11 protein-coding genes, 2 pseudogenes and 1 CRISPR repeat array are annotated in these 20,157 nt (G+C 65.1%); of the genes and pseudogenes, 2 read left to right on the top strand and 11 right to left on the bottom strand.

Going from position 1 to position 20,157, the window contains the following annotated elements; translation table 11 throughout:
• Positions 1–130: 130 nt before the first annotated feature.
• Positions 131–3,304: direct repeats of the CRISPR family, unit length 28 nt; unit sequence CTCCTAACCCCTCATGGGGTGACGGGAC.
• A 117-nt stretch (positions 3,305–3,421) separates the two neighbouring features.
• Genes cas2 through PHN62_RS02695 form a run of 8 tightly spaced genes read right to left on the bottom strand, consistent with a single transcriptional unit; the run spans position 3,422 to position 12,583 of the window.
• A complete protein-coding gene (gene cas2 / locus PHN62_RS02730) occupies positions 3,422–3,721 on the bottom strand; it encodes a CRISPR-associated endonuclease Cas2 (protein WP_300145943.1) in 300 nt (99 codons plus the stop codon).
• On the bottom strand, positions 3,721–4,695 hold the full coding sequence (gene cas1 / locus PHN62_RS02725; RefSeq protein WP_300145940.1) for a CRISPR-associated endonuclease Cas1: 975 nt from the start codon (positions 4,693–4,695) through the stop codon (positions 3,721–3,723). Before cas1 ends, cas2 begins: the two co-directional genes overlap by 1 nt.
• Entirely contained in the window at positions 4,695–5,261 is a 567-nt protein-coding gene (locus PHN62_RS02720; RefSeq protein WP_300145938.1) for a Dna2/Cas4 domain-containing protein, read from the bottom strand. The genes cas1 and PHN62_RS02720 overlap by 1 nt, the downstream gene beginning before the upstream one ends.
• The gene (locus PHN62_RS02715; protein WP_300145935.1) at positions 5,239–7,266 is read right to left on the bottom strand and encodes a DEAD/DEAH box helicase; all 2,028 of its coding nucleotides are present in this window, start codon (positions 7,264–7,266) and stop codon (positions 5,239–5,241) included. Before PHN62_RS02715 ends, PHN62_RS02720 begins: the two co-directional genes overlap by 23 nt.
• Positions 7,263–7,949 carry a hypothetical protein gene (locus PHN62_RS02710; protein WP_300145933.1) on the bottom strand — a complete coding sequence of 229 codons (687 nt, stop codon included), beginning with the start codon at positions 7,947–7,949 and terminating at the stop codon, positions 7,263–7,265. Before PHN62_RS02710 ends, PHN62_RS02715 begins: the two co-directional genes overlap by 4 nt.
• Positions 7,950–7,951: 2 nt before the next feature.
• Positions 7,952–8,956 carry a type I-D CRISPR-associated protein Cas7/Csc2 gene (gene cas7d, locus PHN62_RS02705; RefSeq protein ID WP_300145930.1) on the bottom strand — a complete coding sequence of 335 codons (1,005 nt, stop codon included), beginning with the start codon at positions 8,954–8,956 and terminating at the stop codon, positions 7,952–7,954.
• Positions 8,956–11,865 (bottom strand): hypothetical protein, encoded by a 2,910-nt coding sequence (locus PHN62_RS02700; protein ID WP_300145927.1) that lies wholly within the window; start codon positions 11,863–11,865, stop codon positions 8,956–8,958. The genes cas7d and PHN62_RS02700 overlap by 1 nt, the downstream gene beginning before the upstream one ends.
• Before the next feature lie 7 nt (positions 11,866–11,872).
• The gene (locus PHN62_RS02695; RefSeq protein WP_300145925.1) at positions 11,873–12,583 is read right to left on the bottom strand and encodes a CRISPR-associated endoribonuclease Cas6; all 711 of its coding nucleotides are present in this window, start codon (positions 12,581–12,583) and stop codon (positions 11,873–11,875) included.
• A gap of 112 nt (positions 12,584–12,695) precedes the next feature.
• Between PHN62_RS02695 and PHN62_RS02690 the strand changes: the two genes are divergently transcribed.
• Both PHN62_RS02690 and PHN62_RS02685 read left to right on the top strand, forming a co-directional pair.
• A complete protein-coding gene (locus PHN62_RS02690; RefSeq protein ID WP_300145922.1) occupies positions 12,696–13,535 on the top strand; it encodes a hypothetical protein in 840 nt (279 codons plus the stop codon).
• Between the two features lie 283 nt (positions 13,536–13,818).
• Positions 13,819–14,640 (top strand): annotated as a pseudogene (locus PHN62_RS02685) (integrase core domain-containing protein); the annotation flags it as partial.
• 44 nt (positions 14,641–14,684) lie between these two features.
• Here the strand turns inward: PHN62_RS02685 and PHN62_RS02680 are convergent.
• From PHN62_RS02680 to PHN62_RS02670, 3 genes and pseudogenes are all read right to left on the bottom strand, one after another.
• Positions 14,685–15,212: pseudogene (locus tag PHN62_RS02680) on the bottom strand (IS5/IS1182 family transposase); the annotation flags it as partial.
• Between the two features lie 1,213 nt (positions 15,213–16,425).
• A complete protein-coding gene (locus tag PHN62_RS02675) occupies positions 16,426–17,847 on the bottom strand; it encodes a sodium:alanine symporter family protein (RefSeq protein WP_300145919.1) in 1,422 nt (473 codons plus the stop codon).
• Between the two features lie 319 nt (positions 17,848–18,166).
• Positions 18,167–20,119 (bottom strand): hypothetical protein, encoded by a 1,953-nt coding sequence (locus PHN62_RS02670; RefSeq protein WP_300145916.1) that lies wholly within the window; start codon positions 20,117–20,119, stop codon positions 18,167–18,169.
• Positions 20,120–20,157 lie beyond the last annotated feature (38 nt).

The raw sequence follows: 20,157 nt of genomic DNA, 5'->3' as shown, positions 1-20,157 counted from the left end.
GAAGAAATAGTAGGACAAAAGCCGGATATATTGGCTATTTCATGCTTTGCCGATAATTATCAGTGGTGTTTGGATTTAGTGCGCAGGGTAAAGAAATCTCATCAATGCATAACGGTTTGGGGTCGTCCTCCTCCTAACCCCTCATGGGGTGACGGGACAGGCGGCGGAGAAGGCCATCCCCAGACTGAAGATCCTCCTCCTAACCCCTCATGGGGTGACGGGACGCGCTCGCGCAGCGGTTCAAGGCCCTTCGGAAGCGTCTCCTAACCCCTCATGGGGTGACGGGACTCTGGCCGAGGGGGTGCTCCATCATCCAGCCGTCCGCCTCCTAACCCCTCATGGGGTGACGGGACCCGCCGACGGCATAGAGGTTTTCAGCCATGAGCACGCTCCTAACCCCTCATGGGGTGACGGGACCTGGCGGGCCGGACGGATGCGCGAAGGGGGAGTCGCCCTCCTAACCCCTCATGGGGTGACGGGACACCGCCGCCCGCGGCGGGTGGGGGAAATGATGAGCGAACTCCTAACCCCTCATGGGGTGACGGGACACACGGAGGCGGAGCAAGCCGTTCTGGGCGTTCTCATCTCCTAACCCCTCATGGGGTGACGGGACGTCGAGGACGTCTGGACCATCGCGCAGGCCGACCCGCTCCTAACCCCTCATGGGGTGACGGGACGGGCGGAGCCTGTAGCTCGCCCCACCCAGAGAGACGGTCTCCTAACCCCTCATGGGGTGACGGGACTGCCGCGCCGCTTCCGGACGCCGAGCCCTGGGCTTGGCTCCTAACCCCTCATGGGGTGACGGGACTCGCCGTCAAGAGCCCGGAGCCGGGCCAATGCGGCGGCCTCCTAACCCCTCATGGGGTGACGGGACTCGTCTTTTCGGTCATTCCGCGTCTCTCACTTTCTCCTCCTAACCCCTCATGGGGTGACGGGACCCGAAGCCTCTCGGAACGCCTTGAGCCGGGCTTCGGCGTCCTCCTAACCCCTCATGGGGTGACGGGACGCAACGTCTGCCGTGCCGTATCCTGGCATGTCGTCGGCCTCCTAACCCCTCATGGGGTGACGGGACGTGCTTCGCCATGCGCTCCATCTGCGCCGGGCCCGCCGACTCCTAACCCCTCATGGGGTGACGGGACTCCGCCGAAAGGCACAATGCACAAGAGGTGATCGCCATCTCCTAACCCCTCATGGGGTGACGGGACTCTCCATCAGCAGCCGACCGCGGACGCGAAGCCCCCGACCTCCTAACCCCTCATGGGGTGACGGGACTCTGCGCCCGCGCGAGGGCGGCGGCGCGCATGGCCTCCCTCCTAACCCCTCATGGGGTGACGGGACAGGCGAGCGGCTGGGTCTCCATAGCCGAGGCGGCGGACTCCTAACCCCTCATGGGGTGACGGGACGCGGCCCTTTGCTGCGCCTGACCTTCGAGAAGGATTCCTCTCCTAACCCCTCATGGGGTGACGGGACCGGCTCTGGCGGGTGGCCTTCGCTCAGGGGCACGCCGCCATTCCTCTCCTAACCCCTCATGGGGTGACGGGACTGGTCATGAAACCCATGGCGGAGCGTTACCTCGAACCCCTCCTAACCCCTCATGGGGTGACGGGACGATCCAGCCCGCCTTCGGGAACCACGGCCAGATTCATCTCCTAACCCCTCATGGGGTGACGGGACGCGCCGCGAGGAGGACATTTCCCTAGACCTCCTCAGCTCCTAACCCCTCATGGGGTGACGGGACCGCCGCGCGTCTGGCCAGGGCGCTTCGGGAGATAGACGTCTCCTAACCCCTCATGGGGTGACGGGACGGGGAGGCAATGACGCCCCCCGAGAAACCAGGTCACACTCCTAACCCCTCATGGGGTGACGGGACGCGTAGAGCCGCGCGCCTGTCTTGCCCTGCACGAGATCCTCCTAACCCCTCATGGGGTGACGGGACCCGAGTTCTCGGGCGCTGGCGAGCGTCTCCGGGTGCGCTCCTAACCCCTCATGGGGTGACGGGACCGTCTTCCCCTTCTTCGACGAGAACGCCTTCGGCGAACTCCTAACCCCTCATGGGGTGACGGGACCGGGTCGCCAGATAGGCCACGCCCAGTCCGACGGCGGTCTCCTAACCCCTCATGGGGTGACGGGACGCCAGCGACGTTTTCGAGGACGAACCAGCGGGGGCGCTCCTAACCCCTCATGGGGTGACGGGACATCTTCTCGCCACGCCCGCGAGCATCGCCTTTCCCAACTCCTAACCCCTCATGGGGTGACGGGACAAGGCGCGAGGACTCGTCGGAGGCTGAACGGACCATCTCCTAACCCCTCATGGGGTGACGGGACGCTACGACGCCGAGGCTCTGGCGCGCATTCAGGCGCACTCCTAACCCCTCATGGGGTGACGGGACCGGCGGCCTGCTGATCGCGCAGGCGCAGACGCTGGCCGCTCCTAACCCCTCATGGGGTGACGGGACCATCTCGCCCAGAGCGGTGGCGATGCTCAGGCGTCCTCCTAACCCCTCATGGGGTGACGGGACCAGGCGTCGTCATCGTCGCCGCAGCCCTCGAACAGGCCTCCTAACCCCTCATGGGGTGACGGGACCCGAGCTGGAGGGCGAGGGATGACCCGCCGCCCCCGAGAACTCCTAACCCCTCATGGGGTGACGGGACAGCGCCGCGCAAGATCGACAAGCCCCTTATAGCCGATCTCCTAACCCCTCATGGGGTGACGGGACAGCCGCCATGCGGCTCGCAGAGGACGCCGCCGACGGACTCCTAACCCCTCATGGGGTGACGGGACCATCACGTCGCGCTCGTGGAAAAGCTCGGTCAGGGCCTCCTAACCCCTCATGGGGTGACGGGACTTGCGGATCTCGGGATCGGCGCCGAGGCGACCGATGAGCTCCTAACCCCTCATGGGGTGACGGGACCGGCGGCAGTTCGTCGGCGCCGAGGCGGCTTTCAGGATCTCCTAACCCCTCATGGGGTGACGGGACGCGGCCATTTCGACCGTGGAGTCGCGCGACACGGCGGGCTCCTAACCCCTCATGGGGTGACGGGACGCGTGATCTCGCGAGCGCGGCGGGCTTCGTCGTCTTTCTCCTAACCCCTCATGGGGTGACGGGACGCCTCGCGGTGACCCTTGGCCTCGGCGTTCAGCGCCGACTCCTAACCCCTCATGGGGTGACGGGACCGGCTTCCTCGGGCGACAGACGCCCGGCGCCGCTGCGCTCCTAACCCCTCATGGGGTGACGGGACGACGACGCCCGGAGCGCCCATGCTCAGGTTGCGCACCTCCTAACCCCTCATGGGGTGACGGGACCCTCCACATTTCAATGAGCAAGCCTGAAAACAGGCGTCGGCAAAGCACAGGGAAACTCTGGAATCCCGCTCTTTCCACTACGCGCCCCCAAGCCCTACGCACGATGAGCCAGCGTAGTCAGAGTATCAGCGAGCCCATGGAATGGTGCAAGAGCTCCTTCTCCTCCAGAGCCCCATTCCCCTCGTTCTTCACCAGAGACACAGCCCGCAGATTATGCCGATTGGCCGTCTGAAACTGCAGGAGGCGATCGCCAGGCTCCGCGACCCTCACCAGAGCGGCGCGCAGCTTGCGATATCGAGAGTCCGTCAGATCTCCCGCGAAAACCGAATTCTGCTCATGAGTCAGGAACTTCACCAGCAGCTTCTTGTAGATCTCGGTGCGCTCGGACGGCACGTCGTAGGTGATCACGAGAAACATCAGATCCGGCGCCTCCAGGGCTTGTATTCGTCGATCCCCAGAAGATCCCGCTCCAGCGCAAGGGCCTCCTGACGCAGGATCTCCCGGAACGAAGCCTCGCCCTGCACGCGCTCCTCCGTCTTGCGCACCCAAAGCTCCAGGGTCTCCACGCGGCCGCGCTCGGACAGGCGGCAGACTCCCTCCTCCTCATGGAACCATTCCGGCTTGATCAGGCCGCGCAGGACCGCCTCGAAAATCAGCGTGTCGCAGATGGCCGGCTTGAAGATTTCGGAGAGGTCCAGAGCCAGAGAAGACCGCGCCTCTCGCGTCGCGTGGAGGAAGGAGACGCAATCATCCAGATGGGTCTTGGCGATCTCGTTGCGCGTCAGGGCGTAGGCCAGCCCGTTGAACCAGGAAATCAGGCAATTGACCGGATTGTTGGGCGGCCGCCGCCTGCGTGGACCGAAAGCCAGAGCTTCGTCGATCAGCGGCCAGGCCTCGTAATAGAAGGCGCGGATCTGGCCTTCGATCCCCATGAGGCTTTCGGCGCTCTCAGCGGAGGGGATGCGCTCCGAAAGCTTTTCGATGGAGGCGACTGCGCCATCCAGAGCCCGATTGCCGCGATAGCTGCGATATTTCAGATTGACCAGAATGTTGCGCGCCGCGCCGGTCACGAAGGCTCGGGCGAAACGCATCCTTCTGTCCGGATCCAGCGCCGCCGCGGCCTGAAGCAGCCGCACGCGCCCTGAAGCCGGAGAGCCTTTCGGCTCGAAGCAGCCGACGACGTTCCCATGCCAGTCCAGCACCGTCACCCGCACGCCGTTGCGTCCGCAGAGCCCCAGAACCGCCGTGGTCAGATGAGCCTCGCCCGCCACGATCACATGTTTCAGCCCCTCGATGGGCGCCCGACGCCGCGCGCCGGAGGCCGTGAGGATGAGCAGCGTCGAATGCTCGCGGGAGAGCTTGACGTCCCTGGTGAGATACAGCGTCTCCATCAGGCGAACCCGCAGAGAAAGCGATAGGAGCAGGACTCGCAGATCGACTTGCGCGCCGCGGGAGGCGCCAAAGGCGTTCGCGTCAATTCCTCCAGACGCCGGGCCATCTCCAGCATGCGCGCGATCTCCTCCGGCCCCACCGCGACCGGCAGCTTCTTGCGTCCGCCGACGATCTCGTTCGCCGCCGACCACCGGCGGCCCGTGGCGGCCATGAGCAGCAGCGCGTAGAAGAGCGTCTGCATGGAGACCGCCCGTCGCGCCCCCGCCGAACCCTTCGCCTCGATCACTTCGCGACCCGCCCAGTCGATCCGGTCGGGCGCGAGGCCCATCAGTCCCTCGACGGAGCGGTCGCGCGGTCGATGCAGTTCATGCGCCACGGCGCCGAGCTTCATGCGCTCCTCAAGGTGGGCGTAATCCACGCGTTGCAGATGCAGCCAGGCGCGCCTTTCGCAGAGATCCAGATGCTGGAACAAGAGCCCGTGCAGATCATGGGCCTCCACCAGCGCGACGAAGGCGCGGATAGGCGCCGCCCAGTCGCCGAGGTCAGAGGATGACGCTTGGGCCATCCTCGGCTCCGTCTTGCTGGATGAAAGGGACGATCTGCGTGCGGTTGACCAGCGTGATGGCGCTCAAGAGCGCGATCTCCTTGTCCGAGGAGAGGCCTGGCTCGCCGATATCCCCAGCGGCGGCCCGTCTCCAATGGGTGGCGATGTCCTTGAGCGGCAGGGTGACGCGCGCCCCCTTATGCGGGAAGAGGGCCTCTTCATGACGCTCCACGCGCTGGCCGCCAAGCGCGCCTTCGATCAGGACGATGGGCCGCGAGACATGGACCCTCACGCCCCCTTTCTCGTCAAGGATAGCCGGAGAGCGCCGCAATTCCTCCGTATCAACGTAAAGCTGCCAGGGGATGGATTTGCTCTTGCCGCTCGGCTCGACCAGCGTCACCTTGGGCAGGATCATCCGCAGCTTTTTCGCCTCATTCAGGAAAGCCTGCGCCCAGGCCTTCGTGAAGTTCCAGCGGCTTTTCAGCATGGGATCGAGGCGCTTTTTGATCTCCGCCGCATGTTGCGGGCGAAAGTTTTCAAGCGCGCCCCCAAGACCCTTGTAATGCGCGCTCTGCTCCAGAGCCGCCCAGAAGAGCCCAGCCCCCCAGATCGCGGATTCCGGCATGGACCTGAAGCTTCCATCTCTTTCGATCCGGTCGGCGGCCAGATCCTCCGGCCTGGCGTCGAAACGCGCGCGGATCGCCTTCAGGACGAGATCCGTGAAACGATCCACGGAAATGCGCTCGCCCTCCTCGGCGAGCAGCTTGGGCAGATGCCGCAGCCAGGCCTGACCCGAACGCCCCAGAGCTCTTTCATTGAGCAGCACGACGACTTCTCCGGGGATGTCGCCGCGCGCCGCCCGCCCGAGCCTTTGCACGAAGGAGCATGCGTCATGTCCGGGCTCCATGAGGATCAGCCCGGCCTTGAAGGTCACGCCCATCTCGACGCTGGAGGTGGCGACCAGAACCTTGAACTTGCGCGGATCGGTCTGGCGGCCGATGGTGAAGAAGCCGTCCATATCGCGCTCGACGCTGTCGTCGGAGGAATTGATGGAGAGACGCTCCTCCTGCCGGACGCCGATGGAGTCGAACCAGGCGGCCAGAGCCTGCTTGTCCTGCAGCAACTGACGAATGGAGTCGTAGATCACCACCACCTGAAACCCGTCGTCGCCCCGCGCGAGGGTTTCGAGGATGCGCGGCTTGTGCGCCTCCAGCAGGCTCGGGAGATCCGTTCCCGGCTCCAGCCTCACCCGGACGTCGCCATGCAGGGCGCGCATGGCCGGAGTCGCCTCCGGCCCGCCGGTCACGACCGTCTCCTGAGCCGTCACGATGGCGGAGGCCTCGATTCCGAAGCCCGTCAGGGTGGTCCGGACGTCGATGGGCGTGGCGGAGAGGAAGGTGATCTTCGCCGTGCGCCCCATGCGGCTGGCGATGGCCGCCAAGCCGCAGGACAACCCCATGCCGCGTGCGTCGATGCTGTGGAACTCGTCGAAGACGACATGATCCAGGCGCAGAAGGTCGAAGGGATTCTCCGGATCCTGCCCGTCCTTGCGGAGGCCGGGGTTCAGCAGATACCAGGCCACGCTCTCCGGCGTCGCGAAGATCATGAAGCCGAGCCCCTCGGGGGCGAGATCCGGGCGGATCTCGCTGCGGATCTGACGGATGCGCAGATCCCGGAACCTCACTTCGGGATTCGCCTCCTCATGGGCCTTGCGCCCGTCGGAGGTCCAGAGGAAGACCCGCGCCTGAGCCTCCTCCTTGCTCAGGCCCGCGTCGAGCAGATCCCCCAGCAGCCCCTCCATGAGGTTCTGCGCCAGACGCCGCGTCGGGACGATGAAGAGGATGCGCGCATTGCGCTCGCGCATGGCCTTCTGGAAGGCGTAGCTCTTGCCCGCGCCCGTGGGCGCGGAGAAGATCCGCACGGAAGCCTTTTCTTCGATCATGCGCGCCTGAAGCGGAGAAAGCCCGGTCTGCGGATCGGAAGGGACCGCATGGCGCGGAATGACGAAGGAGAAGGCTTCGGTCATGCGGAGGCTCCCGTCTGGAAGCTCCGCCATGAACCGACGACCGCAGCCGCCTCCGCCAGTTTCATCGGCGCCGTGAGCTGGATGTCGTAAAGCGCGAAGACGTCGACCTCCATCGCCTCGACCGCCGCGCCGAAGAGCTTCGCCGTATGGAGATTCAGGCGGGCGGCTTCGATTTCCGGAGCGCGGCGCAGTTCGATCAGGCCGCCGAGATGGCGTCCCGTGCGCAGGACGAGGCTCTCCACCTTGCGTCCCTCGACCTCCGAGGCCAGCCTGAAGGGATCGGGGCCGAAGACCGCGCCCTCATAGACGACGCCCGGCGGAACCTCCTGAATATAGAACCAGGTCTTGAGGTTCCCGGTTCCGGTCGCGTCCATCAGCCTTTTCTGATAGCCGCCTTCCGTATCGAGATTCAGCCGTTTGCCGATGGGCGGCAGCAAGCGGGGATTCTGCGCCTCGAAGGCCGAGCAGAGCCAGGGCAGGGCCTCCAGATCGCGCCGGTAATCCTTTTGCGGCAGGGCCGCCGAAGCCGCCAGAGCGCCCATGGCTCCCGCCAGCGCATAGGACATGGAGCGGTCGGCCAGATAGCTGGAGAGGGTCGCGGTTCCCGAAGGAACCGCAAGGCTGTGATAATGGAACGGGGTCAGCGAGACGGCCCGAACCGGAGTCGCGACCGGCGCGCCCATCCTCAAACTCCCTCGAACCAGGCGTCGAAATAGGCCCCGACCTTCCCGGCGGTCGCCTTGTAGGCGCCGCGCAGGGCGGGGTCGTCGGCTTCGAGCCGCGCGATCAGATCCTTTTGCGCCGCGAGGATCGCCTCGCCGGGGATCTCGACCGGCCAGGCCGCGCGACAGGCCTCCGTGAGCGCTCTGGAGACGGCGGCCACGTCGTCAGGATCGACGCCCTGCTGGTAAAGCCGGTCGATGGCGACATAAGGGCTGCTCAGATCGCGCTCGAATCGCCCGGCGAAGATCCCGAGCGGATGATTGCGCACGTTCACGCCGTAGATCGAGGTCGCGCCGCCATAGGCGCCCGCCAGACCGAGGCTCAGGAGCAGATGCTCCACAGCTTCCGGCGGAGCGGTCTTGCCGTTGAAGGCGATGGTCTGGAGCAGCAGCGTTCCAGGCCGCAGGAAATGGCGCTCGAAGATGTTGGTCGAATTCGCCTTGCTCTGGGCGTCGAAGAGGGAGCCGTCTTCGGAGGCGCGGTTATGGAAGGTGCTGTCCACGCAATCGCCATAGGGCTGGACCGACACGGCGTCGGAATATTGCGCGGCGGCCTTCACCGGCAGGACCTTCGAGCCGTGATTGGCGCTGTCGCCGAAGACCAGCGTGTTCAGGTCGAAGCGGGCGGAAGGCTTCTCCTTGCCCACGAAGGCGGTCTTGTTCTGGGCCGAGGCGCCGCCCGCCTCGAAATAGCGCAGCACCTGCAGGCCGCGGGCGCGCTCGCCGAACTTGAACTTGTTGGCGACGGCGCGGGCGTGACGGCGGCCGTTGGAGTCGATGTCGGTGATCTCCGCCTCGGCGTTGCGGAAGGAGGCGGGCGAGATCACCTCGCGCAGGACCACCAGAACCGCCGAGCCGAGGTTCTTCAACGCAGGCTGGGCGTAGCTCTTGCCCTTCTCGTCGCCGACGGTCATGGAAAGCAGCGAGTCGAGGCCGCCGAGATAGGGTTTGATCGCGTCGAGGGTCATCAGTTGTGCTCCGCAGGGGTTTTCCGGTCGTCGCTCGCGGCGGCCTCCTGGGCCTCCTCGTCGAGGGGTCTGGCGCGCGGACGATAGGATTCGTTGTCGAAGGCGACCTGATAGATCGCCAGAGAGATGCGCCGGGCCTTGGCGGCGGGCTGGCGGTTCTTGAACACCTCGGGCCAGAGGCGCTCGACGAAGAGCGTCGCCGTCTCCATGGCGGCCTTGCGCGGGAAGGCGAGGCCTCTCTCCTTGCCTCTCCAGGCCAGCCGCGAGGAGCGTTCGAACTCCTCCTCCAGCTTTCCGGCGATTCCGGCCTTGAGGCTCTCCGACCCGGTCTGGCCGATGTCGGCGCATTCGTCGATGGCCTCCAGAGCGATCCGCAGCCCGAGGCTCCGTTCGGAATTGCTGGCGTCCCGTTTGGGGGCGGTCTGGATCCGGGTCATCGACCGGGCGTAGTCGATCAGAAGTTCGTCGCTTTGGGTCATGGGGATGTCGGGGCTCCTCACGAAATGTCTCAGGGGTTGCGGGAGGGGGCTCATCTTGAGCTTGTCCTCCGGCATGCGGTTGAGGGCGGCGAGCGCCTCGCAGGCCGCGGCGAAACGGGTGGCCGGATCGGCGAAGCGCAAGGCGAGTTCAAGTCCGAGATTGGGGGCGTCGGCCATCTCTTCGATCAGGCCGAGCAGGCGCAGGGCGTCGGGAATCTGCTCCAGACGCAGCGAGGCGCCGCCCATCCCCCGCTCGATCGCGCCGGGCAGGAAGTCGAAATGGACATAGGCGTTGTTCGGCGTGGGCAGGCCCTTGAAGACATGCACCGGGCGCCCCAGACGCAAGGCCGCCTGCATCATCATCCGCGCCAGCTTGAGGGCGTCCGCCGTCCTGGGCGGAATGGAGACATGGCGGGCGAACATCACCCTCTGGCCGTAAGTCTGGGTCTCGGGATAGACCTCCTTGCCGGGTTTGGGCTCCAGCCGCGCGAGGTCGTAATGATCGATCTGGAGGAAATCCTGATCGGCCTCCATGTTGAGGCTGGCGAAGAGCCCCATCATCGTCGGCGTGGAGACATAGGCCGGGACGTCGCCCCCGCCGCGCCCTTCGCCCAGCAGCGAGCGCAGACGATGCTCGGCGGCGGCGGGCGCCGAAACCAGAGTCTGGGATTTCGTCCGGTCGAAGAACTCCGGACGCCCCTCGCGGCCCGAGAAGGCGCTGACCTTCAGCCCGTCGAGGCCGGATCTGGCGTCGATCTCGGCGTCGAGGCCGACCGGCGTATTGGTGAAATGGCAGCGGCCGGGGGCGTTCTCATCCGCCGAGAGGAAGCGGCGGGTCATGGCGGCGCGCAACCAGGTCGTCGCGGCCCCGGCGAGGGCCGCGCCGGGATCGCCGATCTTCTCCAGAAGTCCGGCCCTTTCGGCTCCGTCGCCGCGGAGCCAGAGATTCAGGAGGCCGTCTTCTGCAAAGATCCTGTCCGAAAGTCCTTCATCCTCTCCGGCGAGACCCGCCGCCCAGCCCGCGAGCAAAGTCTGACGGCTGAGCCTATGCTCCAGCGCGCTCAGCCATTCGGGCGGGGCATGGCCTTCGGTCTCCAGCAGGGCGAGAAGTTCGGATTCGCGGCGGGCGGAGTCCGGCGTGCGTTCGGCGAGGCGTTTCTCCGCAGGCTCCTCGCAGCCGAGGCCGACGGCCAGAGCCGCGGCGTGACCGCGACGCTTGACCTCCTGCTCATCCAGAGAACCGCCGCGCGTCGGCCAGGGCTGATAATGCTTGCCGGCGAATTTCTCCAGACCGGCGTAATTCGTCGGCAGGCCGAGCGGGATCAACAGTTCGTCGATGGGATCGCGCAGGGAATCCGGGCCGGTGAGGAGATCCACATGGACGAACAGCGCCTTCGAGGCCTCATCCGGATTGAGACGCAGCACCTCCAGCAGATCCTGAACCCCTGCGCCGCCGTCGAGGATGTTGCGCGTGCCGCGCGGATTGGTCATCACGCGCATCTTGAGCCGCAGACGCCCCGTCGCCCGGGAGATTCCCTGCTCCATGGCGGCTTCGGCGAAGGCCTCAGGGATCAGGGCGAGCAATTCGCCGTCATGATGGATCTCGAGGAGCGGAGGCATGCCCGCCAGCTCCTGAACGGCTGCGGACAATCCGCGCTGGAGCTGGTTCAGCAGGAAAGGCGTATGGGCCGAGCGCAGATGGACCACCCGCCAGCCGCCCCAAGCTGATTTCGCGCGCAGGCCCTCGAAGGAGGTCCATTCCTCCAGCATGTCCCTCACGCCATTCGGGCTTTTGAGGAATTTGCTCTCCATGCGGTCCGCCAGGCGCGCATAGAGGCAATCCTTCTGCTCCTCGTTGGAGAGCAGGCTCATGCCCGGCGCGGTCAGATTGCTGCGGCTGACCTCCACCGCATGGATCATCGAGAGAAGATCCTCCGGGCGAAGCTCGACCCCGGCTTCCTTCAGGAAGGCGTCGACGCGATAACGCGTCGCCAGCTCCGCCACATCCTGAACCGTCAACTGATCGATCCGGCTTTTGTTCAGCATCTTGTCGGCGTCATGGAGGAAGCCGACCGCGATCTGGCGGGCGACGCGCCTGCGGATCTGGTCTTCCGGCACACCAGCGGCGCGCAGATCCAGCTCCGCGAAGACCGCCGCTCCGCGCGCGACCGAAACGAGATGATCAAGCAGACTGACGTTGCGGAAGAGCTTGCGCTTTTCAAAAGCCTCGCCCTCCACATGACCGCCCTTGCCGGAGATGCGGCAAAGCCAGGGAGTCCGGGGGTCGATCCGCTTGCCGGAGGCCACTTCCCTGGCGGCCTTCTCGGAGAGGGGGCCCTGCTGGAAATCGCGTTCGGCCGAGCTGAAGGCTCCGTTGCGGACGACGATGTCCATGAAGGAATCGAAAAGGTCTCGGGAATGCGTCAGCATGGCGGCCTCACGACATCAGCGCGGGGCAGCCGTTGCCCGCTCGGGTCTTGGCGCCGAAGCCCGCCAGATAGGCGAAACGGACGTCCTCGGGCGCGCCCCGAAGGGTCATGGGCGCGGCGAAGCCCGGCAGGATCATGCTGCGTCCGTTCGGAAAACGGCGAATATGGATCAGATGCTTCTTGCGGCCGTCGGTGCGCGCCGTGAGAGGGTCGATGACGATCTCGAGGGCAAGCTCCCGCCCGGCTCTGCGGTCGAGACCGGCCTTGAGCGCGGCCGGAGCCTCCTCGACGGGCAATTCCTCATGAAAGCGGGTCTTGCTCTTCCCTTCCTTGGCGGCGGGCAGGATGAAGGGACTGATGAAGCCGATCATGATTTCATCGGCGCCCGGAGCGAGATCGTCGCATGGCAGGATGCGGGCTTCGGCGCCGTCGATCACGTCGCCGTTGCAGGATCTGACCTTCACCTTGGCGGCGTCCAGCCGGGGCAGAACCTCGGCGAAGGCCGGATGCGGCGAAGAAACCACGACGGAGCGCACGCGACGCTTGCGGCCCGGAGCCGAAAAGGCCTCCATGCCGAAGGTCCAGGGGTAGGCCTGCTCGCCGACGACCTGTTCGGAGGTCAGGCCGGCCTCGGTGAGGCCAGCCACGAGAGCCGCGTTCATGCTGTCGACATAGGAGACATGCTGAACACATCCCTTGAAATCAATTCTGATTCTCATTGCAACCTCCGAGCGCGTCTGATGGCTGATCAGATGTTGAAAACGCGCGGAGGTCAATCATGTAAAGCGGTATCGAGTTGTGTCGAAAAAGAACATGAAATAGAATTTTAGGATGGATTATTTTGCGATCGAATATCTGGCTTACTGGGAGGGTCGCCTGAGCGCCGGGCGACTGGCGGCCCTTCTGGGCAAGACGCGCAGTCAGGTGCAACGGACCATCATCAAGGATTATGAGGAGCAGCATCCCGGCGCCCTGATGCGCGGGGGACGGGGCAAGACCTTCGCCGACACGGCGGAGGGATTGAAATTCGCGCCGACTTCGGCCTCGGCCTTGCTGGACGTGATCCGCGGCGAGCGTCGCCTGGCGGAATCCTCGGGCGAAAAGCCCCGCTTCGGGCCTCCTCTGGAGGAGGTTTCCGCCTTCGGCTTCAGCGAGCCGGATCCCGACGTGTTCCAGCGCCTCTACGCCGCCTGTGTCGGCAGACGTGCTGTGCGCCTGGATTACGCGGCGAAATCCGGCCTCATGGAGTGTGATTTCAGTCCGCACGCCCTGGTGCGGGACGGAGGCCGAATCCATTTTCGCGGCTATGCGTCAACGATCTATCGCCCTTCGACGCCCTATCCCGACCCTTTCCGCCAATATATAGATCTTGTGCCCTCGCGCGTGAGACGCCTGATCCACGAGAGCTCTGTCACGGATTACGTCCCGGATGCGGGCGACGCCGATTGGCATGCTCGCGAGACGCTTGTGTTTCGCCTGAACGACGATCTTCCGAAAGAGATCCTCGGCGTGCTTGCGGTCGAGCATGAAGGCGCCAGGGCGAGCGGCGATTTCAGGATCAAGAGGATCCAGAATGTTCGCAAGGCCCTGAGAATCTATGTGCAGAGATCCTTGAGACATAGAGCCTTCGGCGATGTCCTTTACGAAATCTGGCGGCCCGTTCCCAATTGACGTCGACCTCCAATCCTGAAGGCGAGGGGAGTGGTCGGTTCGACTTTCAAGAGGCGATTTCCAGCATCGGCGAGGCTGCAAGAAACATTGCGCCGCTGATCGACAAGATCATGATCAGACAGGATTTGCGCTCGGCCCCGGAAGCAAGGTCGCGCCCCTCCCTGCGGAAGCGCGCGATCCTGACTTGTCGCCTCGGCGCGCCCCTTCAGGCGCGGCCTCTGCAAAGCTCGCCAAGCGGATCCCCGCCCCTCATCGGAGAAGTGTCAAGTCGCAATAAAATTGGCGTTTCCTGATGACGCGAGTGGCCGCGGCGCTGGGCGTGGCCCGATCGAATCTGGCGCAAAGAAGCGGCGCGCCTCGCAAAATCCGCGGCCCCTGTCGGGAAGCGCAAGACGAAGAGACGGCTCCGTTGATCCGCCGCCTGATCGACGAGCGCCCGACCTGTGGCGGTCAGCGCATGGCGGCCTTGCTGAGCAGGGAGTTGACCCGGCAGGGACGCCCCCTCGTCAAGCGCAAGCGGGTCACCCGGATCATGGAGCAGGACCGGCTGCTTCTGGAGCCCTGCAGGGTTCGGCGTCCAAGGCACGCCTCCATGACGGCGAGGTCATGGTCGGGGGCTCGAACCTGCGCTGGTGTTCGGATGCTCTGGAGTTCGCCTGCTGGAACGGCGAAGTCATCCGCATGGCCTTCGTCATCGACGCCTTCGATCGGGAGGCCATCGCCTTCACCGCCCTCGGCAGCTCGGGGATCAGCGGTTCGGATCTTCGGGACCTCATGCGGGAGGCCGTTTCGGGGCGCTCAGAGCCCCAAAGCCCGTCGAGCATCTCTCCGATGATGGAAGCCATCATGTCGCCGGAGAGCCTCAGGCCTTCGCCGCGACCCTGAACCTCATTCCCTGCTCACGCCGGTCAGGAGCCCGCAGTCCAACGGCAGGACCGAGGCCTTCGTGAAGACCTTCAAGCGGGATGATCTGCGGGTGAATCCGATGCCGGACGCCAGAACGGCGCTCGGCCAAATTCCCGGATGGATCGAGGATGACAACGAGATCCATCCCCATTCCGCCCTCAAGATGCGCTCCCCGAGGGACTTCTTCAAAGACAAAAACACAGAGCCAGCTCGCCGGTCAAACGCAGAACACTCCACGCCCCTGTTGCGGTTGAGAGAGGTCCAGTCCGGACAGGCGGCGGGAGCCTCATTGCTGCGTGTGGGAATGGCTGGGGCGGCTCCGAGGTCGCGGATCTGCTGTCGAAATTCATGGCTGCTATAGCGCCGAGCGGCGTCGGCGATCACGCAAGCCTTGGTCCCATAGCCTCCACAAGAGCGGTCAGGCGCTTGCCGGTGACCTCGCTCCGCTCCTGATCCCCCCTTTCCCTCGCTCCAGCGGCTTTGGAGTGAACGCGAAGACTGGTCCCATCCAGAGGACATGCCCAACTCCACGCCCCGCCGCTTCTGAACCAGCGCCAGAAGCTTCTCTCAGACCCCAGGCCGCGACCAGCGGATGAAGGTCTGCCCCGCCATCCACCGAGGCCCAAGCTCCACAGGGATGGAGCGCCATTTCTCCCCTTCGCGTGACGCCTGGGAGATCGTCCGGCGCAGGTGAGGGTTCAGGCGCCTCGTATGCGGACGGCAGGCTTGGATCAGAGGCTCAAGAACCTCCCTGTGTTCATCCGTAACCATCCATCGCCCTCAAAATTCGAGGAAAGCCACAGCATAACAAATATAAATGATAACAGAGCATAGGGTGGCGAGCAGTTCGGGCGCAATGAATCTCTGGAGGCGGGATCGCTCCTTCCGACCGGGCGTTGGTGCTCGCGCCCCGCAAGCGCTTTCCTCTCGACTGAGCGTTGATGCAGATGCGCCTCGGAAGCGGATTTGCTCGCCTTGGGGAGCACGAGGGCGAAACGGAGCGTCTGGAGGAAGCTGTGGATGCCTATCGCGCCGTCCTGCAGAAATTCACCTGCGATCGCGTTCCCGGAAACTGGGCGCATACGCAGAACAACCTTAGGAGCGCTCTCCGGAAAAATGCTTGGCGGAGGGAAAGCATAGGGCTGCTCCAGAAGGCGCGGAGCCATAAGTCGAGCGCGCTGGAGGTCTTCGAGGCGGCTGAGGCTTACGCCGAAATTTCGCGCCGAAGCCTCATGCAGACCGACGCGCCTCCCGCACCCCCTTGATCCTGCCTCCCAAACAGCCTTTCACCCCATCATCCGGAGCATGTGAGGAGCAGATTTCTGAAGCGGAACAACTTCCGGGTCATTGAGATCGATTGATCCGATTTGGTTTTCTGGCTGCGCCCTGCACCTGCGTTCTGCGTCCAGGGTTGGACCAGAGCGCATATTTCCAGGCTATGAATCGTCATGGCGAGGCGGTTTGGACGGGATCCATGGCGCAAGATTGGTCTCCCTTTCTGGGCCCGAAGCGTCATGAGGTCATGAATTCCGCCCTTGGCTCTTGACGCAGGGCGCGCGCATGTAGGGGGAGAGCGTCGAGAAGGGAATTCTCGAGCATGAGCGCTTCAGCACGATTGGAGACCGGAGAATTTCCCCGTTCGAGCGGGCAACCGGCGAGCGCTTCTGGTCTCTGATGAACTTCCTCTGGGAGTTGCATGTCGGGGGCGGAATGCCGATGGGCCTCGTGGGTGTGATCCATTCAGGATGCCCAGGCTGCAGGCGGACTTCTGCATCGACTATGTCTTGATCGAGCGCTTGTGCGGTCCCTGCAATGCGGGGCCTCCATCTGCGCGCCAGGAAACGATCGGACCCGGCCTGCTGCTCATCCATCGTTCCCCTCTTCTCGGCGGAAGGGATGAGGGGCAGGTCGCCAAGGCGCTTCACAAAGCGGAGGAGCGCCAAGGCTGATGAAGACTCGCGCCTGTCAGATCGCAGTCAGGCGTTCATTTCCAGATCTCCCGATCGACGCCTTTCGCGATCTCGGGATGTTCGGCGGCGTGGAATTTCGGCTCCACTCCGGCCTTGCGCTGCTCGAAATAATTGCGCGTCAGAGCCACGACCGTTCCCGAAAGCGCAAGGATGGCGATCAGATTGATCGTGGCCATCAGACCCATGGAGGCGTCGGCCAGGTTGAAGACCGTCGCCACCGCCTGAAGCGCTCCCCAGATCACCATGATCAGCACAAGTCCCCGCAGCGCCATCAGTCCGGTCTTGGTCCCGACTCCGAGAAAGGACAACGCCATCTCGGAATAGGCGTAATTCCCGATGATCGAGGTGAAGGCGAAGAAGAAGATCGCGATCGCGACGAAGATCGGACCAATCGCCCCGACATGCTCCGCCAGAGACGCCTGCGTCAGCTGCGTGCCCGTCAGCTCGCCTCCGGGAACATAGACCTCCGCGAGAAGGATCATCAGCGCCGTGGCGGTGCAGACCAGAATCGTGTCGATGAAGACGCCGAAGGCCTGCACGAAGCCCTGACTCGAGGGATGATGCGGATTGGGCGTGGCCGCGGCGGCGATGTTGGGCGCCGAGCCCATGCCCGCCTCGTTGGAGAACAGCCCGCGCTTGACGCCGTTCAGCATGGCCGCCGCGACGCCTCCCGCGATGCCGCCCGCCGCTTCGGAAAGGCCGAAGGCGTTCGCGACGATGTGCCAGAGCATGCCCGGCACCTCGCCGATGTTCATGATCACGACGATGATCGCCATCAGCAGATAAAGCGCCGCCATGAACGGAACGACATAGGAGGCGACCGACGCGATCTGCCGGATGCCGCCGAAGATCACGACGGCCGTCAGCGCGGCGAGGGCGACTCCGGTCGCGATCTTGGGCAGACCGAAGGCGCCCTCCATGGCGTCGGCGATGGAGTTGGCCTGGACCGCGTTGAAGACCAGGCCGAAAGACAGGATCAGACAGACGGAGAAAACTCCGCCCAGCCAGGGCAGGCCCAATCCGCGCGCGATGTAGAAGGCCGGGCCGCCGCGATAGACCGCGTCGGCGTCGCTGGCGTCCTTGACCTTGTAAAGCTGCGCCAGAGTGGATTCCGAATAGGCCGTCGCCATGCCGACGAAGGCCACGACCCACATCCAGAAGATGGCGCCCGGCCCGCCGAGCACCAGCGCGACGGCGACTCCGGCGATGTTGCCGGTGCCCACCCGCGAAGCGAGGCTGGTGCAGAGCGCCTGAAAGGGCGAGATTCCCTGTCGATCCGTCGCGGGAGCGGCGGCGATCGAACGGATCATCTCGCCGAAATGCACGACCTGCAGGAAACGGAGGCGGATGGTGAAATAGATTCCGACGGCGATCAGTCCGTAGATCAGGACGTAGCCCCAGAAGATATTGTTCAGAAAGTCGATGATTGCGGTCATGTTTCCTTCCTCGGCGGGTTCGTGGGTTCACCTTTGAAATGAGGCAAGCTCGGAGGAATCCGATTTGAGGGCCTTTTTCCGCTTCCCGCAAGGAAACCTTGTCGAGGAAACCGCCGACAAGGAGAGCCCGGAGGCGCCCCGCCGATGATGAAGCCTGTCGTCCACAGATCCGGCGCCGCCCGACGCATGCGCCGGACGATCCCCGAGGCGCAGCCAGACGCTCCGGAAAGGCCTCCGCCTTCCCCGGTTCATGCGGGCGTCTGATGAAAGGATGAGATCGGCGGAGCCGGTCCTCGTCAGGGATCCGACCCTGTGCGGATCATCGGATGTTCAGGATGCGCTCCAGAGCCAGGCCATCGAACAGCTCGGGATTGGTGCTCCTGAACTCCTTCATGTATTCCGCATTCCTCTGCTGCAGGGCGGGGATGTCCGAAAGCATCCGCTGCAGATCCTCGATCCTGTCGACGTCATGCGCGAAGCCCATCGAAGGGAAATCGGTCGTGATGTTCTCGTCCATGTTCAGCCTCAGGACGGGGATCCCCCGCAAGGCCGCGCTATAGCCGACATTGCTGAACAAGGTGCAGACAGCCTTGAGGTCGGGATTGTTCAACACGTCGTCCGATTTCCTGTTCCGGAAGACCTTCCGCCCCAGCTTCCGCTCGATGTCCTTCCGGGTCTGCGCGCTCATCGAGGGATGGGTCGTCACGACGATCTCCCAGCCCATGTCTTCAAGATGCGCGGCATGGAGAAACGACAGGGCCAGAGCGTCCAGATGATGCAGCCCCTGCGTCGGATAGAGCAGGATCGGCGCGCCCTCCGGAGCCCCGTCCTCCCGGGCCCCGTCGTCCTTCCGCGCCCGAGCCCTGCGCTTCTGCATCAGCGCGGCCTCCAGGATCGAGCCCACCACCACGACCCGCTCCGGATCATGCCCCATGTGCTCGACGTAGATCGCCCGCTGATGCCGGTCGAGACAGGCCACATGCGTCGCCAGCGGAGAATCGTAGCGCGGAGACCGGCTGACCAGAAGGGTCTGCACCTCGACGCTCGTCGCGCCGGCCCGTCGGGCGGCGAGGGCCGCCGTCATCCCCAGAAGGCGCCCGTTGCCCGGGACGCAATAGACCCGCCGACGCAGATCCCGCGCGCACCAGGCCTCCACGGCCTCGCCCGCCGCCAGAGCCCGCGGCCATTCCGCGAACATCCGTCGCGAAGCCTCCAGCAGGAAGGCTCCCGCATCCTCCTCCGTCCGGAAATCCTCGAAGATCCTCTCCAGAGAGGGCCGCAGCCACAGGGGCGTCCGGGGCGGCCGGACCGGCATGAACGGAGAGGCCGCCTCATGCGTTCCCTCGAAGGGGCGCCGCCGTCGGGAGAACCAGCGCCGCCACCGGCGCCTCAGAGGCTCCTGCGGAGCCAGGACGCAGGGTTCGTCCTGAAGGGTCAGCCCCTCCAGAATGGCCAGAGCCGCAGGCGCCCAGCGCCCTTCCTCCGGATTGCGCAGATCCGCCGCCACCAGATTCAGACTGTCCTCGGGAAGGGGGTCGGGCTTCAGGAGCGCGGCGGTCCCGGCCAGGCTGGAGGCGGACCGGAACGAGCCTCCCCAGAGGCCCTGGATCCGGTCCTGAAAGGCGCACCAGGCCATCCGCAGATTGTCCATCCCATGCGCGCCGCACAGCAGCACCGCGAGGCCCGCGTCGCCCATCCCCGCTCTGAGGAGCGCGTCCGCCAGAGGACGCCAGTCGCGTTCTCCGGCGACGATCACCACCGGCTCTCCCTGACGCGTCTCCCGGGTCAGCTGGAGCAGCTGGCTGTTCAGCGCGAGGTTCTGCGCGGCGCTGGAGCGGATCAGGCGGCGGACGGGTTCGAAATAGGCGGATTCGCGGGCGCTGAAATCCTGCTCCAGGCGTCGGCTCAGGCGGTCGCTCCAGAGGTTGGCGCGGGTGTAGTCCCGGTCGCCCCGCTCATAGGTGAGGCCGATGCTGGAGTCGAACCGCGCGACGCGCGCCTGCGCGGGAAAGGCCTCCTGAAGCGGATCGCCGCCCTGCACGAGGCCTCCCGCCGCGCTCTGGATCAGGGGCGGCGGAGGGCGCGCTCCGGGCGTCACGATCAGGAAGGGGGCCGCTCCGCTCTCCCTGAACGGCAGCAGGAGGATGGATCTTTCGGCGCCGAGGAACTGGTTGTGCAGGCCGCAGGCGTCGAGCAGCTTCCGGCGGATCGACCGGAACCCGCTCCCGGACAGGCTGTCCGGGAGATGCTCCACGAAGGGGGCGTCCTTCATGCTGAGTCTGAGGGCGTCCGATGCGGTCTGCGTGTCTG

This window comes from Neomegalonema sp. (assembly GCF_028688855.1).
In the GTDB taxonomy this organism is placed as follows: Bacteria; Pseudomonadota; Alphaproteobacteria; order Rhodobacterales; family Rhodobacteraceae; genus Neomegalonema.
Note: the sequence above shows the minus strand (reverse complement) of the source record. Positions and strands in the feature narration are given on the sequence as shown.

Bases quoted from the DNA above. Each gene is read 5' to 3' on its own strand.
- cas2 (WP_300145943.1), bottom strand. From the start codon at position 3,721: ATGTTTCTCGTGATCACCTACGACGTGCCGTCCGAGCGCACCGAGATC.
- cas1 (WP_300145940.1), bottom strand. From the start codon at position 4,695: ATGGAGACGCTGTATCTCACCAGGGACGTCAAGCTCTCCCGCGAGCAT.
- PHN62_RS02720 (WP_300145938.1), bottom strand. From the start codon at position 5,261: ATGGCCCAAGCGTCATCCTCTGACCTCGGCGACTGGGCGGCGCCTATC.
- PHN62_RS02715 (WP_300145935.1), bottom strand. From the start codon at position 7,266: ATGACCGAAGCCTTCTCCTTCGTCATTCCGCGCCATGCGGTCCCTTCC.
- PHN62_RS02710 (WP_300145933.1), bottom strand. From the start codon at position 7,949: ATGGGCGCGCCGGTCGCGACTCCGGTTCGGGCCGTCTCGCTGACCCCG.
- cas7d (WP_300145930.1), bottom strand. From the start codon at position 8,956: ATGACCCTCGACGCGATCAAACCCTATCTCGGCGGCCTCGACTCGCTG.
- PHN62_RS02700 (WP_300145927.1), bottom strand. From the start codon at position 11,865: ATGCTGACGCATTCCCGAGACCTTTTCGATTCCTTCATGGACATCGTC.
- PHN62_RS02695 (WP_300145925.1), bottom strand. From the start codon at position 12,583: ATGAGAATCAGAATTGATTTCAAGGGATGTGTTCAGCATGTCTCCTAT.
- PHN62_RS02690 (WP_300145922.1), top strand. From the start codon at position 12,696: ATGGATTATTTTGCGATCGAATATCTGGCTTACTGGGAGGGTCGCCTG.
- PHN62_RS02675 (WP_300145919.1), bottom strand. From the start codon at position 17,847: ATGACCGCAATCATCGACTTTCTGAACAATATCTTCTGGGGCTACGTC.
- PHN62_RS02670 (WP_300145916.1), bottom strand. From the start codon at position 20,119: ATGAAGGACGCCCCCTTCGTGGAGCATCTCCCGGACAGCCTGTCCGGG.